The organism is Anabaena sp. AL93, assembly GCF_001672085.1.
GTDB lineage: Bacteria > Cyanobacteriota > Cyanobacteriia > Cyanobacteriales > Nostocaceae > Dolichospermum > Dolichospermum heterosporum.
On sequence record NZ_LJOU01000044.1, the window covers coordinates 1 to 19,739 of the forward strand.

Annotated in this window: 18 protein-coding genes; 8 read left to right on the forward strand and 10 right to left on the reverse strand. The window is 35.1% G+C overall.

Translation table 11 applies throughout. The features are described 5' to 3' along the window. The 5 genes from AN486_RS13085 to AN486_RS13105 form a co-directional block, all read right to left on the reverse strand. Nucleotides 1–3,917, reverse strand: a 3,917-nt coding sequence (locus tag AN486_RS13085; protein WP_290600980.1) for a tetratricopeptide repeat protein, incomplete at its 3' end; no start/stop codon positions are given. 146 nt (nucleotides 3,918–4,063) lie between these two features. Further along, entirely contained in the window at nucleotides 4,064–4,921 is an 858-nt protein-coding gene (locus AN486_RS13090; RefSeq protein WP_290600983.1) for a hypothetical protein, read from the reverse strand. Nucleotides 4,922–5,123: 202 nt separating this feature from the next. Then, nucleotides 5,124–5,534 (reverse strand): hypothetical protein, encoded by a 411-nt coding sequence (locus tag AN486_RS13095; RefSeq protein WP_290600984.1) that lies wholly within the window; start codon nucleotides 5,532–5,534, stop codon nucleotides 5,124–5,126. Nucleotides 5,535–5,723: 189 nt separating this feature from the next. Beyond that, nucleotides 5,724–7,412: a serine/threonine-protein kinase gene (locus tag AN486_RS13100; RefSeq protein WP_290600985.1), complete on the reverse strand. Its 1,689-nt coding sequence runs from the start codon at nucleotides 7,410–7,412 to the stop codon at nucleotides 5,724–5,726. Between the two features lie 215 nt (nucleotides 7,413–7,627). Further along, a complete protein-coding gene (locus tag AN486_RS13105) occupies nucleotides 7,628–9,232 on the reverse strand; it encodes a peptide ligase PGM1-related protein (RefSeq protein ID WP_053539250.1) in 1,605 nt (534 codons plus the stop codon). 354 nt (nucleotides 9,233–9,586) lie between these two features. On the opposite strand from AN486_RS13105, the gene AN486_RS13110 reads away from it, so the two are divergent. From AN486_RS13110 to coaBC, 6 genes are all read left to right on the forward strand, one after another. Then, a complete protein-coding gene (locus tag AN486_RS13110; RefSeq protein WP_053539249.1) occupies nucleotides 9,587–10,213 on the forward strand; it encodes an alpha/beta hydrolase in 627 nt (208 codons plus the stop codon). Between the two features lie 146 nt (nucleotides 10,214–10,359). Then, nucleotides 10,360–10,572 carry a DUF2555 domain-containing protein gene (locus tag AN486_RS13115; RefSeq protein ID WP_015078552.1) on the forward strand — a complete coding sequence of 71 codons (213 nt, stop codon included), beginning with the start codon at nucleotides 10,360–10,362 and terminating at the stop codon, nucleotides 10,570–10,572. Nucleotides 10,573–10,819: 247 nt separating this feature from the next. Next, nucleotides 10,820–11,956, forward strand: coding sequence for a DUF262 domain-containing protein (locus tag AN486_RS13120; RefSeq protein ID WP_290600988.1), 1,137 nt, complete (start codon nucleotides 10,820–10,822; stop codon nucleotides 11,954–11,956). Continuing rightward, nucleotides 11,950–13,047, forward strand: coding sequence for a DUF3696 domain-containing protein (locus AN486_RS13125; protein ID WP_290600990.1), 1,098 nt, complete (start codon nucleotides 11,950–11,952; stop codon nucleotides 13,045–13,047). Before AN486_RS13120 ends, AN486_RS13125 begins: the two co-directional genes overlap by 7 nt. Continuing rightward, the gene (locus tag AN486_RS13130) at nucleotides 13,048–13,833 is read left to right on the forward strand and encodes a hypothetical protein (protein ID WP_027404892.1); all 786 of its coding nucleotides are present in this window, start codon (nucleotides 13,048–13,050) and stop codon (nucleotides 13,831–13,833) included. Beyond that, nucleotides 13,833–15,044, forward strand: coding sequence for a bifunctional phosphopantothenoylcysteine decarboxylase/phosphopantothenate--cysteine ligase CoaBC (gene coaBC / locus AN486_RS13135; protein ID WP_190382113.1), 1,212 nt, complete (start codon nucleotides 13,833–13,835; stop codon nucleotides 15,042–15,044). The genes AN486_RS13130 and coaBC overlap by 1 nt, the downstream gene beginning before the upstream one ends. Before the next feature lie 38 nt (nucleotides 15,045–15,082). Here the strand turns inward: coaBC and AN486_RS13140 are convergent, their stop codons facing one another. After that, nucleotides 15,083–15,505 (reverse strand): PIN domain-containing protein, encoded by a 423-nt coding sequence (locus AN486_RS13140; protein WP_190382112.1) that lies wholly within the window; start codon nucleotides 15,503–15,505, stop codon nucleotides 15,083–15,085. Between the two features lie 2 nt (nucleotides 15,506–15,507). Further along, nucleotides 15,508–15,768: a type II toxin-antitoxin system Phd/YefM family antitoxin gene (locus tag AN486_RS13145; protein ID WP_190382111.1), complete on the reverse strand. Its 261-nt coding sequence runs from the start codon at nucleotides 15,766–15,768 to the stop codon at nucleotides 15,508–15,510. 207 nt (nucleotides 15,769–15,975) lie between these two features. Between AN486_RS13145 and AN486_RS13150 the strand changes: the two genes are divergently transcribed. Beyond that, nucleotides 15,976–17,094: a hypothetical protein gene (locus AN486_RS13150; RefSeq protein ID WP_190382110.1), complete on the forward strand. Its 1,119-nt coding sequence runs from the start codon at nucleotides 15,976–15,978 to the stop codon at nucleotides 17,092–17,094. A 61-nt stretch (nucleotides 17,095–17,155) separates the two neighbouring features. Here the strand turns inward: AN486_RS13150 and AN486_RS13155 are convergent, their stop codons facing one another. The 3 genes from AN486_RS13155 to AN486_RS13165 are packed head-to-tail and all read right to left on the reverse strand — an operon-like array spanning nucleotide 17,156 to nucleotide 18,060. Continuing rightward, nucleotides 17,156–17,380 (reverse strand): type II toxin-antitoxin system HicB family antitoxin, encoded by a 225-nt coding sequence (locus AN486_RS13155; protein ID WP_039201799.1) that lies wholly within the window; start codon nucleotides 17,378–17,380, stop codon nucleotides 17,156–17,158. After that, complete coding sequence (locus AN486_RS13160; RefSeq protein WP_039201800.1) at nucleotides 17,377–17,607, reverse strand: type II toxin-antitoxin system HicA family toxin; 231 nt, start codon at nucleotides 17,605–17,607, stop codon at nucleotides 17,377–17,379. The genes AN486_RS13155 and AN486_RS13160 overlap by 4 nt, the downstream gene beginning before the upstream one ends. A gap of 18 nt (nucleotides 17,608–17,625) precedes the next feature. Further along, entirely contained in the window at nucleotides 17,626–18,060 is a 435-nt protein-coding gene (locus AN486_RS13165) for a hypothetical protein (RefSeq protein ID WP_039201802.1), read from the reverse strand. A 388-nt stretch (nucleotides 18,061–18,448) separates the two neighbouring features. On the opposite strand from AN486_RS13165, the gene AN486_RS13170 reads away from it, so the two are divergent. Further along, nucleotides 18,449–19,651 (forward strand): glycoside hydrolase family 10 protein, encoded by a 1,203-nt coding sequence (locus AN486_RS13170; protein WP_053539243.1) that lies wholly within the window; start codon nucleotides 18,449–18,451, stop codon nucleotides 19,649–19,651. Nucleotides 19,652–19,739: the final 88 nt, after the last annotated feature.

The following is a 19,739-nucleotide window of genomic DNA, read 5'->3' on the forward strand; positions in this document are numbered from 1 at the left end:
TAGTAACTGATTGCCTGTTCGTATTTACCCCAACCTTGATAAATTCTTCCTAGCTGATAGTAAGCAAGAGCAATTCTATCTTGGTCATTTAACTGCTGACGAATAGCTAAATCTTGGTTTTCACAATCAACAGCTTGCTGATATTTTCCCCATTCTCTATAGCAATCAGCTAGGTTATACCACTGATTAGCTACATTTTTCTCTTTATCTAATTGTTGATAAAGTTCCCGACTTTGTTCGTAGTAACTGATTGCTTGTTCGTATTTACCCCAACCTTGATAAATCCTTCCTAGCTGAAAGTAAGCAAGAGCAATTCTATCTTGGTCATCCAACTGCTGACGAATTGCTAAATCTTGGTTTTCACAATCAACAGCTTGCTGATATTTTCCCCATTCTCTATGGCATTCACTCATCCAATACCACGCACCAGCTATACTTTTCTCTTTATCTAATTGTTGATAAAGTTCCCGACTTTGTTCGTAGTAACTGATTGCTTGTTCGTATTTACCCCAACCTTGATAAATCCTTCCTAGCTGAAAATAAGCAAGAGCAATTCTATCTTGGTCATCCAACTGCTGACGAATTGCTAAATCTTGGTTTTCACAATCAACAGCTTGCTGATATTTTCCCCATTCTCTATGGCATTCACTCATCCAATACCACGAATCAGCTACATCTTTCTCTTTATCTAATTGTTGATAAAGTTCCCGACTTTGTTCGTAGTAACTTATTGCTTGTTCATATTTACCCCCTTCTTTATAGCAATCAGCCAGCCAATACCACATATTAGCTACAGATGTTTCCTTACCTAATTGTTGATAAAGTTCCCGACTTTGTTCGTAGTAATTTATTGCCTGTTCGTATTTTTCCCAATCTTGATAAGTTCTACCTATGTGATATAAAGCTAATGACTCACTTTGAGTTTTTTGAGTCTCTTTACTAATAGTTAGCATTTGCATAAAACAGTCCAAAGCTTTTTCATACTTTTCATGTAATCTGTGACAAACACCTCGATTATTCCAAAAAAGTATAAAAGCTGAAGGTTCAATATATCGAGCTAATTTATCAAAGCATTCTTGATAATAATCAATTGCTTTATCAAATTCACCTTTTTCTTGATAACAATTAGCTACAGACCAAGCTATATAAGGACTAAGAATACTATCTGTGTCCTCGGTTAATAACTCAAAAACTTCGATAGCTTTATCATAATTTTCTTTTCTTACATAGGACATAGCTGTAAGAAAAACTAAAGATTTTTGACAACTTTCATTATTATAATACTGACGGTTAATTTCTAAAGCAGGTGTTATTTCTTCACCTAGTTCTTTAACCAAATCCTTAATACTACCAAACAGTGAAGGCTCTAATTGATTAATAATTTCTGTAGCGTAATTAACTAATCCTGCTGATTGACCACAAGCAACATACAGAATAGCTGTTTTTGCCTTAATTCGCATTTCTTGAGATAGGCTTACATCATTAGCTACTTCTGTTAATTTGGCTATGACTTCACCTTTTTGATAAAATAGCTCAATTTTCCGCAAAGTTCTTAAAATTTGCTTAATTGTCTCAGTTTCAAAATCATCATCTATACCAATACAGGTAAAAATTAACTGTTGAATAATATTTTTTCTAATAGCAACATGAGTAATTTCAACTTCAGCAATAACTTGTCCTGCGAATAATAAGTCTTGCAGTTTAAATTCTGTTTCTTGTAAATTTTCTACAGACTCCTCCACTCTTTTTAAATAAATAATAATTACATGAGCAGAACTAGAAGTTTTAATTTTTATCTCACCATATTGGAGTGTGGGTTTATAGTCTTGTAAATTGATAAATAATTTGTCTACTAGTTTCTTAACTTGTCCAGTAGAATAGTCTCCGTAATATCCTAAAGCTAATAAAATTGGCTCATTCCACCGGGGTTCATGCAGGTGTTTTTGAATCAGTTGTAAAATTTCATTTTGATCATTACCTGCAATATAACGAGCGGCAAAATATTCTTCAAAAGTCAAGTGCATAAAACCATAAACACCAGGTGCGCGTTCCACAAATAAACCTGTTGTTTCTCTCACTTTCCGCAGAAATTCTCCTACAGCTTGACGCACTAAATCTGATTCTGGTTCAGCATCATTTAGTTCTGCCATTTTGGTTGCTAGTTGCTGTTGCACTTCCGTTTCTGTTACTAAACCAGAAGGCTTTTCTTCGTGCATCCAATATGCTAAAGGTGCTAAAAGTTCAACTACTTCAGTTTCTCTTAATACGACTTTTGGAGCATCTGGTAATTTTTTACTAAGTTGCCAATCTTCTATCAAAGTTTGCACTGCTAATTCATATAACCTCACCCGACGGTTAGGTAAACGTTCCCCATTGCGGTGAATCAGTGCCAAAATAGTTAACAATAGGGGATTTGCTGTTAAACGTTTTACACCTTCATTTTCTTGAATTGCATTTACAATATTTTGTGCTTGCTCATTTCCTTTTCTTTGTAATTGTTCTTCATTAGCATCTGGTTGTTGTGCTTTTTCTACTGTGCGACACCAACGATATAAAAACTGTTCTACCTTTTCGCTGCTCATATCTTCAATCATATATTCAGCAAAACGGCTGCTTAATTGCACATCACGATAACCAGCAATGCGGCTAGTAATTACATATTTATTATTAGAAAAATCATTAACAAACTGATTAATAGATTCTACAATTTGTCTGCGGCTTTCCTGATCAAATACTTCATCTAAACCATCTAGCAACATCAAGCATTTTCCCTGACGCATAGCATCTAATAAAAATGCTGATACCTCAGTTCCCATTTCTCCTTGTGTTTGAAAATGAGCTTCCCACTGACGATAAAATTGGCGTAAATATTCAGTTAAAGTTAAATTTGGTTGTTGTTTTAGTTTTTCTGCATAATCAGCAATACGAAAAAAAATAGGAAGGAGAGTTTTTCCTAAATCTTCCTTTGCTTCCCCACCAATTACCGTTTCTTGATCATCCCTTTTAGCTGTGGCAAAATGCAGAGCTAAATAACGTAAAAGAGTAGTTTTACCCGCACCAGGAGCGCCTAAAATTACGCTGTAAGAATTTGCTTTGACTGCCTGGGATAATTCAACCTTTTCTGTAATGGTTTTGGTACTAGATATAGATGTGATTTTTTCTCGTACAGGTTGATAATATTCAGTTTCATCCCTATCATCGAAATCAATTCCTGTTCCTTTACCTCTACTAAAATTAGAGGGAGATTTTAAAACAGTTACTGCTTCAATTTCTCTACTTGCAGAAGTATCAATGATTTCTTGTCGTCGTTGTGCTTGCAGGGAAACATAAATCTGGTCAAGGAAAATATCAACTTGACGATTTACCTGCATTACCCCACTCATTTTGAGATAGGAATTTTCAGCAATTAGCCATTCTAAATAAGGATAAAGTAAGGGATTACGAGTTTCAAATTGTACTACCTTTTCTCGCCAATCCCAAAAATCCGGCGCACGGTGACGAAACTCATCTAAAAATTTAATTTGATTCAACCAAAAAATTAATATTAAGTTTCTACCAAATAACTCTTCTCGTCCTAAGTTTAAACACTGCATTTCTCTAAACAATCTATCTGTAGGCAATTGATCAAGACCAAATGCCATAATTAATTTGCGCTCTGGTTGCACATTTTCATCTAAACTATATAAGAAGTTATGAAAAGAATTTTCACTATAAAAAAAGTTGTCAAAAGTAAATTTTTCTTCGCATTTTTTTAAATCTTCTTGTAGCTGTTGCACAACCAAATGTTGAGGACTACTTTCTGGTGCAACAGCAAAAATAATTGTTGTTCCACTGGAAAGTTCTAAGATGCTGACTAATTTTTCTAATTCTTCTTTATCAGCTTCGGTCAAAATATAATTGGAGTCATCAGAAAGCATAGTTAGCACCAGTTTAAATTACAGGATGTTTCATGACCATACACAATGGCAGGCAAGATGCCCACCCCACCAGAGTTTTATTATTAATTTCTATACTTCATTTGCCAGCAATTTTCTATAGTAAGGTTTCTAGAATAGTTACATTTTTACAGAAAATTGTTAGCTTCTTGCCAACGTTGTAAATCCTCTATCAAAATAGGATTAATATCAAACCAAGATTTTTGTCTAGAATTGTAATAACCCAAAACGAGTTTGTTTTGTAAAAGCTCATCACAAATAATAAATTCGCCTTTTTGTGGTAAACTATGGGTTTTAGAGGTTAACTTTCCAGTAATATGTACTGAATGAATTTCGGGATATTGATAATCATCTAAATTATATTCTCTGCGAACTTCTTGCACTGCTGATTTTGCAGTGTCCAAATCTACTAACTTCAATCTTTTTCGCAGTCCGATTTCACAAGCAGTCCGCGCTAATCTCACTAAATCTCGAATCACACCACCGCTTTTTTCACAAATCAGTTCTAAGGCATCAGGTGTAAATAAACCTTGATAATCATAGCCTAAGCTATCGAGACGTTTATTAATTATATTCACGAGAGTTTGTCTGCCTATATGATCAGGGTTATTTGTAGGACATAGATTATTATCACATTCAAAAACGGGAGGATTATTCAAATCCAAACATTTTTGAAAGCTTTCCATTGGTTGTCTAAAGTTCGGCGAATATCGCAAAGCAATGGGAATTGCATAGATAATATGACAGCTTAATTCTGTCAGCAATGAACTAGAAAACATATCCAAAGCTGTAACTAAATCATGTCTATCTAGTCCATCAACAATAATAAATAATTTTTGGTTATTTTCTTTTTCAGCAGCGATAATAATCTCATTAACGCTATCAATAATTTCCGTTAATTTTGGACGAACATTAACGGTTTTAGTTATTTCTCTAGTTAAGCCACGTTTGAGAATTAATCCTGCTTTTTCGATAAATTCTGGCATTCCCAAACCTTCAGTATGAGTACCTTTATCTTGATAAACTACTGTCTTGAGTGCGTCCTGTAATCTTGTTAATAATTTATCTTTTTGGCTCTTGCGTCTCTTTTATGGTGATTGAGGATTGATGATAACAAAACCCTTACGGGACAAGGGTTATAAACAATTATTTCCATATTTTCAATGAAATGCCTACACAATAGGGCTTTCAATGATTTTGAACCAGGGTTTCCATAAAAATAACCGAAGAACCATCTTTTTTAAATAACCAATTAGATTTAATAGCTTGCTGTGCAATTTGCAAACCAATCAAAACTACAACTTCAGCATAGCCAATGTTATATCTATCTAACGCTGTTTGGGTATCTATCCAAATAACAGTATGTGTATTTCCTAATTTTTGTTCTAATCGTCGCAGTTCAGTAGTTTTACCGCCACCTCGATGACCCGCCAGTAAAAATTTTGCTGGATCATCTTCCATTTCCAATAAACTAACAAGCTGGTCTACAGGACTATTATCTCTGGGGACGTAGAAATTTTGCAACTCTTCAGATGTAGCCAGAGGTTCTTCTGGTTTGAATCGCTGGTAAGCAGGTTTCCAAAAATTGGTATTACTCATATTAGTGATAAACTGGGCAAAAAGCTCTGTTTTAGGGTATTATCTTTATTTTAGTATTGTTTTTGCCCGTAGGAATCTTATATAAAAATAAAAATATTCCACTAGGGGGATTACAAAAGACATCTCCTAAAAAGATCGTAGAGACGTTCCATGGAACGTCTCTACAAGGGTTTCAAGAATTTTTAATTGTTATCGCCAACCTAACCAGCGTAAGCAAGGGACAATTAGGTAATGGCTTATACTCAGGGAAAAGCTGATTAAGATACTCACTAAACTAAAAAAACCTATGGGTGAAAATATATCCAGCCCTTGTGGTTGACTGGAAAAATGGAATAAATGTAGTCCTAACCCTAAACGCACGAAAATGGCTATGAGGTTGGCACTTCCTAAACCTGCAATGACAGCGTAGGCGATTTGATGACTGCGAAGACCTAAACCAAGGGTTAATAGGGGAAGTGAGATTAAAATCCATGTGACTAAGCTTTCCGCCGGATTTGGAGTGGTGATGAATTGACAAGCTATCCAGCCTAAACTGTAGCCAATTAAGCCCATTAAGGCTGTGATGAGAAACCGCCGCTTTTGCCCAAAACACCCTGATAAGGTTAATCCCCAACCTGTTCCCAAACCTGCAAAACCATAAACTATACTTTCTGCGGCTATATAAGGTTGTTTTTGGACTAATGTTGGTAATGGATAGGTTAGTAATTCTAGCCAGCGATCGCCTAAACTGGTATGGTAAGCCAGGACAAAACCAATTATAGTCCCGATTCCCGCGCAGATACTTGTCAGTATCATTACCCAAACAGTCGCCAAACAGGCGGATAAAAATTTGTATATTCCCTGAATTATTAATAAAGTAGTATTACTTATAGCTTGGGTAAATTCAGTGATTGATTGGACAACAGATTTACCCGGACTGCTGAATAAACCTGGCTGTGAAGATGACGAGGCGATACTTAGTAAGCGTTTATGAATAATAGCTGCATTGGCTGGACGTAATCGCACATCATCTTCTACCATTTCATCAATTAAATCCGCTAAATCTGGTTTAATTGTTCGATAATTACGCCAACGCAATTTTCCAGTTAAACTATCTTCCAATTCGGATGGATATTTGGCGGTAAGTAGTTGAATCATTGTCCGTCCCAACGCATAAAAATCTGCCCCTGGTCCAATATTACCGCCGCGAATTTGTTCTTGGGGACTATAGCCGGCAGAGTACAAGCGTGTAGAAGTGGGCTGCGATCGCAAAACTGACCCACTAAATTGTTTAGCACCACCAAAATCAATTAGCACCAATTGATCACTTTTGGCAGGAGATACTGGTGTGGAAGTCCGCAACATCAAATTAGAAGGTTTGATATCGCGGTGAATAATTTGGCGTTTATGTAACTCCTGTAAAATCAATACAGCTTGAATAAACCAACCGACTACCAAATCTTCGGAACAACCTTGAGGATAATTTATTAATACCTCTTCTAAAGTGTAGCCATTAATCTTTTCCATCACCAAACAAGGTAATTGATGGGGTTTAGGATTAATTAAGTTAACTTGAAAATAGCCATCAGCCTCAACTTTAGGCACGCCAGAATTGCGGAAACTACTTAAAACTTCCGCTTCTTGAATAAATAATTCCAGCGCCTTGGGTGAAGTTTCGACTAGCACCTTTAGCACTTTTTCTGTCTGTGTCTTTTCATCCCAAATTGTGTAAATTTGGGCAAATCCCCCCGCACCGAGAGGTTTAAGAGAGAAATAGCGGTCTAACAGATGCAGCGGTGCGCCACAACTGTTACAGAATTTGTTTCCCCAAGGTTGAGGATAAGGACGTTGACAATGGGGATTTATGCAGTGAACCGCACTCTGAGTTATCTGGGTCAAAACCACGAAAATACAAAGGCTGGATCGATTTTAGCGTCTATTTCACTTTAGTTCTAGATATTCATGTAAATCAAGCAAAAAACTTTTATATTCAAGCTCTTTTGTAGAAAATTATTAGCTTTTAAATGTCTTTAGATAGATACAAGCAAACCAGCTAACCAACAAGAGGATAAGATAATTTGAAAATGATCTGATGTCATAATTTTATCTTTTTATTAGCAACTATATCCATCTCCAGTGATGGGAAAATTATAATCAGTAAAGATAGAATGATTATTATGATCACCGCTGGTTTCTTGATCAAGAACCTCAATAACCTTGTGATAAATATCTTCCGCTTCTTGGGGTGAATCACCAATACTGGTTAATCCTAATTTACCAAATTGGGAAAGACAACCCATGAGATGAAAAACTGTACCTGTTTCTGTGCCGCTATCAAAATGTAACCTGTGGTGAGCGATAATATCCATTAAGTCATTAGGTAATAATCCCTGATAACTAGGTTTTTGTAAATTATCTGTGGCAATATAATATTTAGGTCTGCCTTGTTGACTATAAAATAATCCAGTGGATAAATCATAACGTCCATTAGTTAGTAATTTTAAAGTCATAAATGGGTGAGTTGTTCCCCCTTTACGAAGATTAATTTCAATGGCTTGAATATCCCATTTACCATGACCTCGATCTACAGTGACAAAATCAACGGCAAATCTTTCTAAAGCTCCTTTTTCCGCTAATTTATTTCCAACTCTTAAACCTAATTCCTGTAATTCACAGCGATAATTTGCATCCGCAGGAAAGCGACAACCTATATAAATTTGTCCGTCTGGTCCGCCTAAAATTTGGTCATGGGTAGAAATAATTTCTACTTCTCCATTGGGTGTAATTCTGCCTTGTACACTGGGTGAATGTTTGATTTCTCCTTCGATAAAAGCTTCCACTATTGCCCCTAATTCAGGAATGCGCCGAGAAAAATTTGCCCAGGTTTCTTGTAAAGATTGAAACCGTAAATGCAGTAAGCGATCGCTAATTGCTGTTACTCTTTGACTATGATCAGCTTTTCCCGGTGCAACATCCATTATTTCCCGTAAATCTAACAGTGCATTCCCTTCCCCAGAAAAACCTTCATTCAACTTAATTACCATTCTTTGTAATGTCGGTTGACGTTCCCATAAATCAGCCGCAACATTTGCTAAGTCTTCACAATTCCTGACTAACTCACTACCGTCGGGAAGTGGGACATTACTTTCTTGAAAAATCTGTCTACTGCCGCTCTTTGTTCCCCAAATTTGCAAATCTGGTGCAGCAGCATATAAAGGTACACCCAACTTTAAAGATAATTGCGCTTCCCAAAAAGTGGAATTATAACATACCATAAAAGCCTTATCTAAGCGCAAAGCCTTGTAAATTCTTTCCAATAATCGAGGACGTTCTAATATTTTTTGACTGAGGGGTTTTAAAGAAGCATCATAGGTAGAAAGTAATAATAAGCGATGACGAGCATGAGAGAAAGGAATACCCGGAAGTAATTGCAGATAATAATCAATAATACTAGGATGAAGTGGCATTGATGTCACATAAATTAACCTAGTGCGGGGATTTCTTAACCGCATTAAGGAGAAAAGTAATCTTTCTTCATAATGCTCACATCCTTCTACCTTGAGTAATTCTCCTTGATCTATACTCAAAGAAGGAACAATTAAAATATCCGCTTCACTATTGTCGAATAACTCGCTAGTTTGCCAGCGATCGCGTAATGTTAATTGTAAATTCCGAAATTTATCAACTTCTTGTAAATCATCAATATTTAATGTCACCATATCCCCATCCCAATATTATTTTTTTATTTTACTTCCCTATTTAATATATACCCCAAGGGAGAGTGTAAATTAAGATTAAGCTGCATAGAATAAAATTTCGGGACTTATTGACCGCAGATAGAGACGGATGAATTCATGGATTTCATAATTCTGTGTAACCTCACATAAAATTGGTATTAAACTTTGCGCCTTTGCTTCTTGGCGCAAAGCATAATTCATGCTGTCATTATGCAATATCACTCTGTGAATACGGCAAAATATAAAAACTTCCAGAAGAACGAAAAAAGTTAGGAAATGTGTACTGGATTAAGACGCGGTATACTGTATCTGCATTAATTCTTAACTCAATTACCCATGACTCAAACATTAGACTTCATCAGAGTTTCTCCACCAGCAGGAAAAACACCAGATGCTTTAATCGTTACTTTACATGGTTGGGGTGCAAATGCCCAAGATGTTGCATCTTTGATTCCTTATGTCAATTTACCTGATTACGAGTTTCTTCTCCCCAATGCTCCCTATCCTTATCCTTATGCTGATACGGGTAAGGCATGGTATGATCTGCGGACAGAAAATATGTATGATGGATTAACCCAAAGTAAACAACTACTCATAGATTGGTTGCTCTCTTTAGAAAGTAATACGGGTGTACCGTTATCACGCACAATTTTGAGCGGATTCTCTCAAGGTGGGGCGATGACTTTAGATGTAGGATTAAGCTTACCCCTGGCTGGGTTGGTAGTGATAAGTGGCTATCTACATCCTGACGTAGCAACGCTGAATCAAGGCAATTTTCCGCCGACATTAATCATGCACGGTACAAGGGATGAAGTAGTCCCCCTACAAGCGGCGATTAAGTCGAGAGAAATGGCACAATCTCTAGGCGTAGCTGTGGAGTATCATGAATTTGCAACGGGACATGAAATTAATTTACAAATGTTAGAAGTGCTACGAACTTTTGTTCTTAACACAATTGGTTAGGTTTAGTTACAAAAATTTTCCAAATTCTGGTAAAAATCACAAGAATTTTTACAAATTTCATGCTCGTTAATGAGTAAGATAGAACAGGTGGAAGCAACTCCACCCTAAGCTGAATGTAAGCGCTGCAAAAGGGAGGGGCAAGCATTATGAAAACTCTAAGCATTTCCAAAACAGAAATTTCTGCTATGACGGCGACAGAGGTAAAAGATTTGGCTACACGTCTGGAATTAGATAACTATAGTAATGCTTTTGAGGGTTTGAATGATTGGCATCTATTGCGGGCGATCGCTTTTCAGCGTCCAGAGTTAGTTGAAGCCTATATCCACCTCTTAGATTTAGAAGCTTACGACGAAGCCTAAAGATTGTAGGGAAAAATTCAGGAGTCGCTCAGGGTTTAGCATTGCTAAATCCTGATTTGTTACGTCTAATTTAATTTAGATGCGTTTGGCTTCGATAGCCAATTTAATAAAACTTTCACAACTAAGTGAGATTACTGTTCATACGTAGTTGAAAATTCTATTCAATCAACGCCTAAATAATTTGTTTGGTATTATGATTTAATGATATCTAATTCTGCCCAAGTAAATCTTAGGATCGGTTGTCACAATGGAAACAAATAAACTCAATAACCAACAGATGGAATTGCTAGATCAAGAAGATGATTTAGATGATGATTTTAATTTTCAACAAGAAGATGACGATGAAAATTTAGAACCCTTTGATTCGACAAAAATTAGAGTAAAAACTAGACTCATGACAATGGATCTATTACTGAAAAGAATTAAACATGATGAAATTGATTTAGCACCTGATTTTCAGCGTCATGCTGGTATTTGGACATCTAAAAATAAAAGTCGCTTAATTGAATCTCTTTTAATTAAAATTCCACTTCCTGCATTTTATATAGATGCTACTAATGATGATAGATGGTTAGTAATAGACGGTTTACAAAGAATTAGTACATTTAAAAAATTTATTCTTGATGATGAACTCAGATTAACTGAATTGCAATTTCTTAAAGATTTAGAAAACAAGAAATATAATGATTTACCTCGTTCTTATCAAAGAAGAATAGAAGAAACAGAGTTAACAGTCTGTTTAATCGAACCAGGAACTCCTTCTAAGCTTAAATATAATATTTTTCAAAGAATTAATACTGGTGGATTACCTCTTAATAACCAAGAATTACGCCAAGCAATGAATCCAGGGAAATCATTAGAAGTTTTGAAAATATTTGTTGAATTATCAGACTTTAAAAAAGTAATAAATCTAAGCGTAAAGAAAAAACAAAGGAGAGATGATCATGAATTTGTGATAGGTTTTATTGCTTTTGCATTAACACATTATGAGAACTATCCAGTAGATGAAGGGCGCAATTATTTTTTAAATGAAGCAATGGAAAAATTAAATAAACTAGATGATTATTTAATAGAAGAGCTAAAAAATAAGTTTATGATATCAATGGAAGCAGCTTATAATATTTTTGGAAATACTGCTTTTCGTAAATCCTCAAGCTCTCCTGTAAATAAAGCCCTTTTTGAATCATGGTCTGTTATTTTAAGTCAATTAAATTATCAACAAATTGAAAAATTAATAATTAATAAAGAAATGTTGAAGGAAAAATTTATTCAAAAAATGCAAGAAGATAGTGATTTTAACAAATCTATATCTCAAGCAGCTAATAAAGTTAAATATAGGTTTGAAGAAACTAATCAAATAGTTCAAGAGGTTTTATCATGTTAAGTTCTTTGACTTTAAAAAATTTTAAACCATTTGAAAATCAGTCTTTTTATTTAAAACCATTAACATTACTTGCTGGACTAAATAGCACTGGTAAATCTTCCTTACTTCAATCTCTATTACTACTACGTCAATCCTTTCAACAGAATTTATTAGATAATGTAGGTTTAGCACTAAATGGTGATTTAGTCTCTATAGGCACAGCCAAAGATGCTCTGTTTAAGAGAGCAAAAGAAGATTCAATCACTTTGGAAATTGTCATGAATAATAAGATTAAAGGTACTTGGGTTTTCGATTATGATCGTCAATCAGATGTAATGCAAATATCTTCATTGTCAAATGCTAATGTAGAAATTTATAATTCAAGTCTTTTTACAGATAAATTTCATTATTTAAAAGCAGAAAGAATAGCACCTAGAAATTATTTCCAAATGTCTGATTTTCAAGTCAAACAACATCAACAGATTGGAAGTCAAGGTGAATTTACGGCTCATTTTTTATCTATAAATGAATATGCAAAAATTCCACATCATCAACTATCACATCCATCAGCACAGTCTGATAGTTTAAAAAGTCAAGTTGAAGCCTGGTTAGGAGAAATCAGTCCTGGAACAAGAATTGATATAGGATTACATTCAGCAATGGATTTAGTAAATGTACAATGTTCCTATGAAGACAATAATTCTTATCGTCTAACTAATGTAGGTTTCGGAATTATCTACATTCTACCGATTATTGTGGCTATATTGTCTGCTGCTTCAGATACATTGATTTTGTTAGAAAATCCAGAAGCTCATCTTCATCCTAGAGGACAATCTAAAATGGGAGAATTAATTGCATTAGCAGCAAGTTGTGGTATTCAAATAATCTTAGAAACTCATAGCGATCATGTTTTAAATGGTATTCGTAAAGCAGTAAAATATAAGAAACTTGATGCGGATAAAGTACAAATTAACTACTTTGAAAGATATTTAAAAAAAGGACAACCAACAACAGATATCATTACACCTCGAATTTATCCAGATGGAGGAATTGATAAATGGCCGGATGGTTTTTTTGATCAAGCTGAGAAGGATTTAATGGAGTTATTATAAATGCACTTTTTGATTAATGAGCTTTCTTTTATTGGACAAGCTGCAAATGATTATGAAGCTGATGAATTAATAAAAAATATTTTAGAAATCATTCAAGAAATCAGTGTGATTCAAAATGGTGATCCCATCCAAACTCATAGTAGTTTTGCTTCTCAAAAATTATCTGCAAATTTAACAGTACATGAATGGATTTTAACCACAATTAAATCCAAAAAATCTGAGCAGCAAAAAATCGCAATGATTTTACTGAGACTTTTAAGTAAAGGTCCTTTTATAGATTTACAAAATTTAATAGATGATTGTCAATGTTTTTATCAAAAAAAATGTGTTTCATCAACTTCATTGGCTGGTGCTGCTCAACTTCAAGGAATATTAATTAGTTTACAAAACAATCCTGATTTTATTCAAGAAAATATTGAAGTTGAATTTCAAGAAGGTACAAGTTCGCTAGAAAATAGAAGCATAAAAAATTTAACTGAAATTAAACAAGCTAGAAAAATATATCCTCGTTATAAACTTCATTCTAAACATGATCCTAAAGGATATTGGGAAAATGCTACTCCTATGAATTTAACAGATAAAGAAGCTCAAAAAGTTTTAAATATTTCTGTGGGGAATAGTAATGAAAATAGTGAAAAACGTTATGGATTTCATAAAGAAACAGATCAATTCTATGTGTTTCATTCAGATAATACTTTTGATGAACAGGGTTATCCTACCTATCATGGATTTCCGATTACTGAAAATCAAGTTCCTCCTAAAATACTAATTAAAATAAAGAGATAATGCCATCATCTATAAATCCCCAATCAAAAAGAGTCCTAATTGCTATAGGCGGTGGTATCGCCGCCTATAAAGTTTGTGAATTGGTTTCTACACTGTTTAAGTCTGGGCTAGAAGTGCGAGTTATTCTCACTAAATCTGCTCAAAAATTTATTACTCCTTTAACTTTAGCCACTCTATCCCGTCATCAAGCTTATATAGATGATGATTTTTGGCAACCAATTTATGCTCGTCCATTACATATTGAGTTGGGTGAATGGGCTGATTTGATTGTGATTGCGCCTTTAACTGCTAATACTTTAGCTAAGTTAGCTTATGGTATGGCAGATAATTTACTAACAAATACAGTCCTCGCTTCTACCTGTCCCGTATTGTTAGCACCAGCCATGAACACAGATATGTGGGAACAGGTGGCGGTACAAAGAAATTGGCGGCAGCTATTGACAGATAGTAGATTTTATGGTATGGAAACTGGTTCTGGTTTATTGGCGTGCGATCGCATTGGTGCTGGTAGAATGGCAGAAGCGGCAGAAATATTTGTTTATATTCAATCTTTATTACACACCCAAGGAAACAGAGATTTAGCAGGGAAACAGGTTTTAATCAGTGCTGGGGGAACGCGAGAATATTTAGATCCGGTGCGATTTATTGGCAATCCCTCAACTGGTAAAATGGGTTTAGCCTTGGCACAGGCAGCACTGCACAGAGGCGCAAAGGTAATATTAGTCCATTGTCCTGCGAATTGGGATGTACCTTTGGGAGTAGAAGCAATTGCGGTTGTGAGTGCAGAGGAAATGCAGCAGGTGATGTTCAAGCATTTAGCCAATGCAGATATCATTATCATGTCAGCCGCAGTTGCAGATGTAAAGCCTAAAGATTATAGTAGCGAAAAATTGCCCAAGCGATCGCTTCCTGAAAATCTTCCTCTAGCAGCAGTACCAGATATTGTTGCTGAACTGGGAAATCGCAAACAACCCCATCAATATTTAATTGGTTTTGCAGCACAAACGGGGGATATTATTACACCTGCGCGGGAGAAATTGCAAAGAAAGAAATTAGATGCAATTGTCGCAAATCCTATTGATAAAGTTGACAGTGGTTTTGGGAGTGATCATAATCAAGCGGTGTTTTTAGATAAAGAAGGGAGAGAGTTAGAAATTCCGACTTGTTCTAAATTGGAAATGGCGCATTATTTGTTTGATTTTGTTGTTTAATGGAATGAAATTCTATCGTTATGCCAACCACTACAGAATTAATTACTACTTAAATAAATCTCTACATTTCGAGTGTTCCATGTAGCAATCCCAATTCCAAAAAAATCTTGATCTTCCGTCCATATTGGACAATTTAAAGACAGAGAAAGCGCAACTATTGTCCAGTCTTTTATATCTCTTTCTTGTATTCGCCGTTTAGCATCATACTCATATTCACTATAAATTTCATCAGCTATTGGTATGACTACCTTTGTCAGTTTCCCAATAGCATCTAAGAATGGATCTAAAGAAAGATTCCGTTTTTGTAAAATTTTGGGTAAATGCTCGTTTAACTCATCATAGCAACAAGCGGGAGTAACAAAACTACAGTTATAATGGTATTTGTCTAATAAGTTGGGAACACGTTCTGCTAATATTGCCCGAATCAGAATATTAGTATCCAGAACAATTAACTTTCTCATCGTTATATTGTACTTTCTTTAGCATTCTGGAAATCGGCAAATAATTCATCTTCATTAATACCTCTTGTTTCCAGCAATTGTTGGATTTTTTGGACTGCTGCTTGTAAAGCCATTAAATCTTGTTTTTGAGGAGTAGGTTGTGTTGGTATGTAGTAACCTATTGGGACTCCATGAGAAGTAATTGCGATTGGTTCAGACGTTTGTTGTGTGTACTTATGTAAATTAGCGCGAAATTCTTTGATTCCTACAGATTGGATGTCCATAATAGTGAATTGACAAATTGTGTACACTTGAGTACACTATAACATAAACTTTGAGTTATTGATAATAATCAAGGGGTGTTTTTAGATAAAGAAGGGAGAGAGGTAGAAATTCCAGCTTGTTCTAAATTGCAAATGGCGCATTATTTGTTTGATTTTGTTGTTTAATAGAACTAAATCACGTTTTTCTATTTTATAGGACTTTTGAAAATGACTGTGCATTTACCTGAAATTGGTATCCCTTCTATTCGTAGAGGAACATCATTACTGGAAGAATATCCTAAAAACATTGTGGGTAGTTTTTGGGTAATGTGTGGTGTGTATGGATTTAATAATAAACCAATTCCTAATTGGTGGATTGATATGGTTTCAGCACAAGATATTATTAATGGCTTTAAACAAGGTTTATTTAATGGACAATACAAAAATCCTCTATACGTAGGGTTTTGTATTATTGTTGTTGCAGATTCATCAAATCCTGTTCATTTATCTTATGTAATTGAAACCCTCAGAATGTTGGGAGCAGAAGGAATTGAGTTATTAAGAATCATGGCACAAAATAATATAGTTGTTGAGACAGAAGTTAGTTATCCTCAGCAGTTTTTAAATTATCGTTATGGTGAAGAAAATCCTAATTATCAATATCTTAGAGAAACACTAGATCATTGGTCTATTCAGGTCTGGGAAGATTACTGTAGTTATTTGATGTCTCATCATGGTAGAGAGATGTTTTACGACTATTGCAAGAAAATTAACGCAGTCAAAGATGAAGTCCAAGCTACTGTTGAAAAAGGTACTAAACCTCTAGTTTTAACAGAAGGAGAAACTGACCCAATTTATATTAAAACTGCCTTAGCATTACTAGGAGAAAAGGAAATTTTAGCACAAATTGATATTGAATGGGTAGGAATTTCTATAGGTAAAGGAAAAAGTATAAATACTGGTGATGGTGGGTTGAAAAATACCAGAGATGTTCTGCTTTCTAACCCTAAATTCTTAACTAGAAAAGTATTACTACTCTATGATTGTGATACCGATAAATCTAATGAAAATCATGAATTATTGAAAATCAGAAAAATCCCTCAACAAAAGAATCGAAAAGTCAAAAAAGGAATTGAAAATCTATTTCCTGATCATTTATTCACAGAAGAATTTTATTTACCAAAAACCAAATATGGTGATTATGGAGAAGAAAACCAAATTCAAGAATTTCAAAAAATGAAATTTTGTAAATGGATTTGTGAACAAAGAAAACAGGCTGATGATTTTGTTGATTTTAAGATCATTATTGATTTTATCAAAGATTGTTTAGGAACACTTATTTATTGAAGCTGTAATTAATCAATGTTGGGTTTCATTTTATTCAACCCAACCTACATCAATGTAAAAATTACGCCACTTTCAAAAAATTGCCTAAAACTTGCGGTTCGGGAAGCAGTTCACCATCTTCTAAACATGACTCAATCAACATTTCTAAGACTTCCTGACCATTTTTTAAAGCTTCTTCGTAAGTTTCGCCATGAGTACAAGGCTGCATTACATTAGTAAAATCAGGTAATAAAACTACATAACATTTATCTTCTTCAGACCATTGAATAATTATTGTATATTTCATTCTTTTGGTTTCTCCTGTTCATCTGCTTCAATCTTTTTTAGTTCTGCTAATGCTTCCGTTACCTGCTTTTCTAAATAGAGTTTAGCATCATTGCTGTCTTTACCTGCAATAATAATAGCTTGTGATAATTTTGGATGTATCCATTTGCTATGACTTCCCTTGGCAGGTTTATAAGCAAACCCAGCCTGTAACAATAAACTTTTCAAGTCTCTAATTTTCTTTGGCATATCTGCTGAGAATTTTGATTAAAATTCAGGTCTTTTGATTGTATTGGGATCAAGATTTACTTCATCATCCTCATCTACATCTATACCATCCTCTGGCATTAAAGGCCCGAAACTACTACGAGTTGGAAGTTCAGGTAAACCTCCTAACATAGCAATTGCTTCTATTAATAAATCAATGCTCTCAACATCACGATGTTTTTGTACAACACGCACAGAGTGAGATATTACACGCAACCCTCCGCGCAAACGATCAACATCACGAGCTAAACCTAATAGACTTTGAAAATCCTGTTCTTCAAGAATGCGGTATTGTCCAGTTTTAGTATTTAATGTGGCAACTGTCCCACTTTTTACAGATTCAAGAGCTTTTCCACCTTCTGTGCGAAACTTTTCAAAGGATGGCCAATTAGGACCATTTTGCAAATTAAGTGATTTTTCTACTGTAATTGCCATATTTATATTTTCCACCCACTGTCCTTTCGTGTCGTCCCGATTCTAGCTTATTTTCTTTGGAAATACATTGGTATTTCGTTGTGTAACTGTGGGTCATAAATAAACACTATATTTGCGTAGACAAATCACACGCCATTTTTTTAAGCCCGATTGTGCATTTTTGTGAGACTTATAACGATGTAAGTAGGTTGGCGTTGAAAATTGTCGTTATGGCAAGGCAAAAGGCAAGAGGCAAGAGGCAAGAGTGAAGAAGTTTTCAGCGATTTTACGTTTCTTTACACAGTTTGGTTTTATTGTGTCCACCTACTTAGTAGGTCAAGATTTAGAATGGTGCATTACACTACAAAGCATAATACAGTAAATTTAACAATCTAAAATAGTATAACCAATGAAAAAAATATTCCTAAAATGGCAACGTCAAACTAGAAAACTGGGATTTTTAGCAGCTATGATGGCCGTGAGTATGGTTGCTTTCCTCATGCTATCATTCCCCCTAAATGCTCAAATTCCTAAATCCACAGAATTACGGGGAGTATGGTTAACAAATATTGATAGTGACGTTTTATTTGAGAGCAACAGACTAAAACAAAGTTTACGAACATTACAGCAATTTAATTTTAATACCGTTTATCCCGCCGTCTGGAATTGGGGATATACCCTTTATCCTAGCAAAGTCGCAGCCAAAGTCATTGGTAAAGCAGTTGACCCTACCCCCGGACTCCAAAAGCGAGATATGCTCAAAGAGATAGTCACCGAGGGACATAAACAAGGTTTAACAGTGATACCCTGGTTTGAATTTGGCTTTATGGCACCTGCTGATTCACTTCTCGCTAAAAATCGTCCTACTTGGTTGACAAACCGCAGAGATGGCACAAAAATAGTCAAAGAAGGCATACATAACCGAGTTTGGTTAAATCCCTTTCGTCCCGAAGTGCAACAATTTATCCAAGATTTGATAGTAGAAATAGTCAAAAACTATGACATTGACGGGATTCAATTTGATGACCATTTCGGATTACCATCAGAACTAGGATATGATGCCTACACCACAGCATTATACAAAAAAGAACACCAAGGAAAACTTCCTCCCACAGACTTCAAAGATCCAGAATGGGTAAATTGGAGAGCGAACAAAATTACCGACTTTATGAAACGGGTATTTACAGTAATTAAAGCTAATAAAAAAGATTGTATCGTTTCCGTTGCTCCTAATCCCCAGCGTTTTTCCTACGAATACTTCCTAGCGGATTGGCAGAAATGGGAAAGAATGGGAATAGTTGAAGACCTAGTTATACAGATTTATCGCAATGATTTAAACGTTTTTATCAACGAATTAGAATATCCAGAAGTCAAACAAGCCCAAACTCATATTCCCGTCAGCATTGGCATTTTAAGTGGGTTAAAAAATCGCTCAATTTCAATGGAACAAATCAAAACCCAAATAGAAAAAGTGCGAGAGCGAAAATTTGCCGGCGTTTCCTTCTTCTTCTACGAAACCCTCTGGAACATGAGCCAAGAAAAACCCCAACAACGCCAACAAACATGGCAAAAAATCTTCCCCACACCCACCAATTACCCCAACCTATTGTAAGCATTCAGCTATCAGTGGTCAGCAGTCAGCAGTCAGCTAAAACCACATTTTAGGGGTGTACATCCTAGCCCCCTCATCGCTTGCGGGG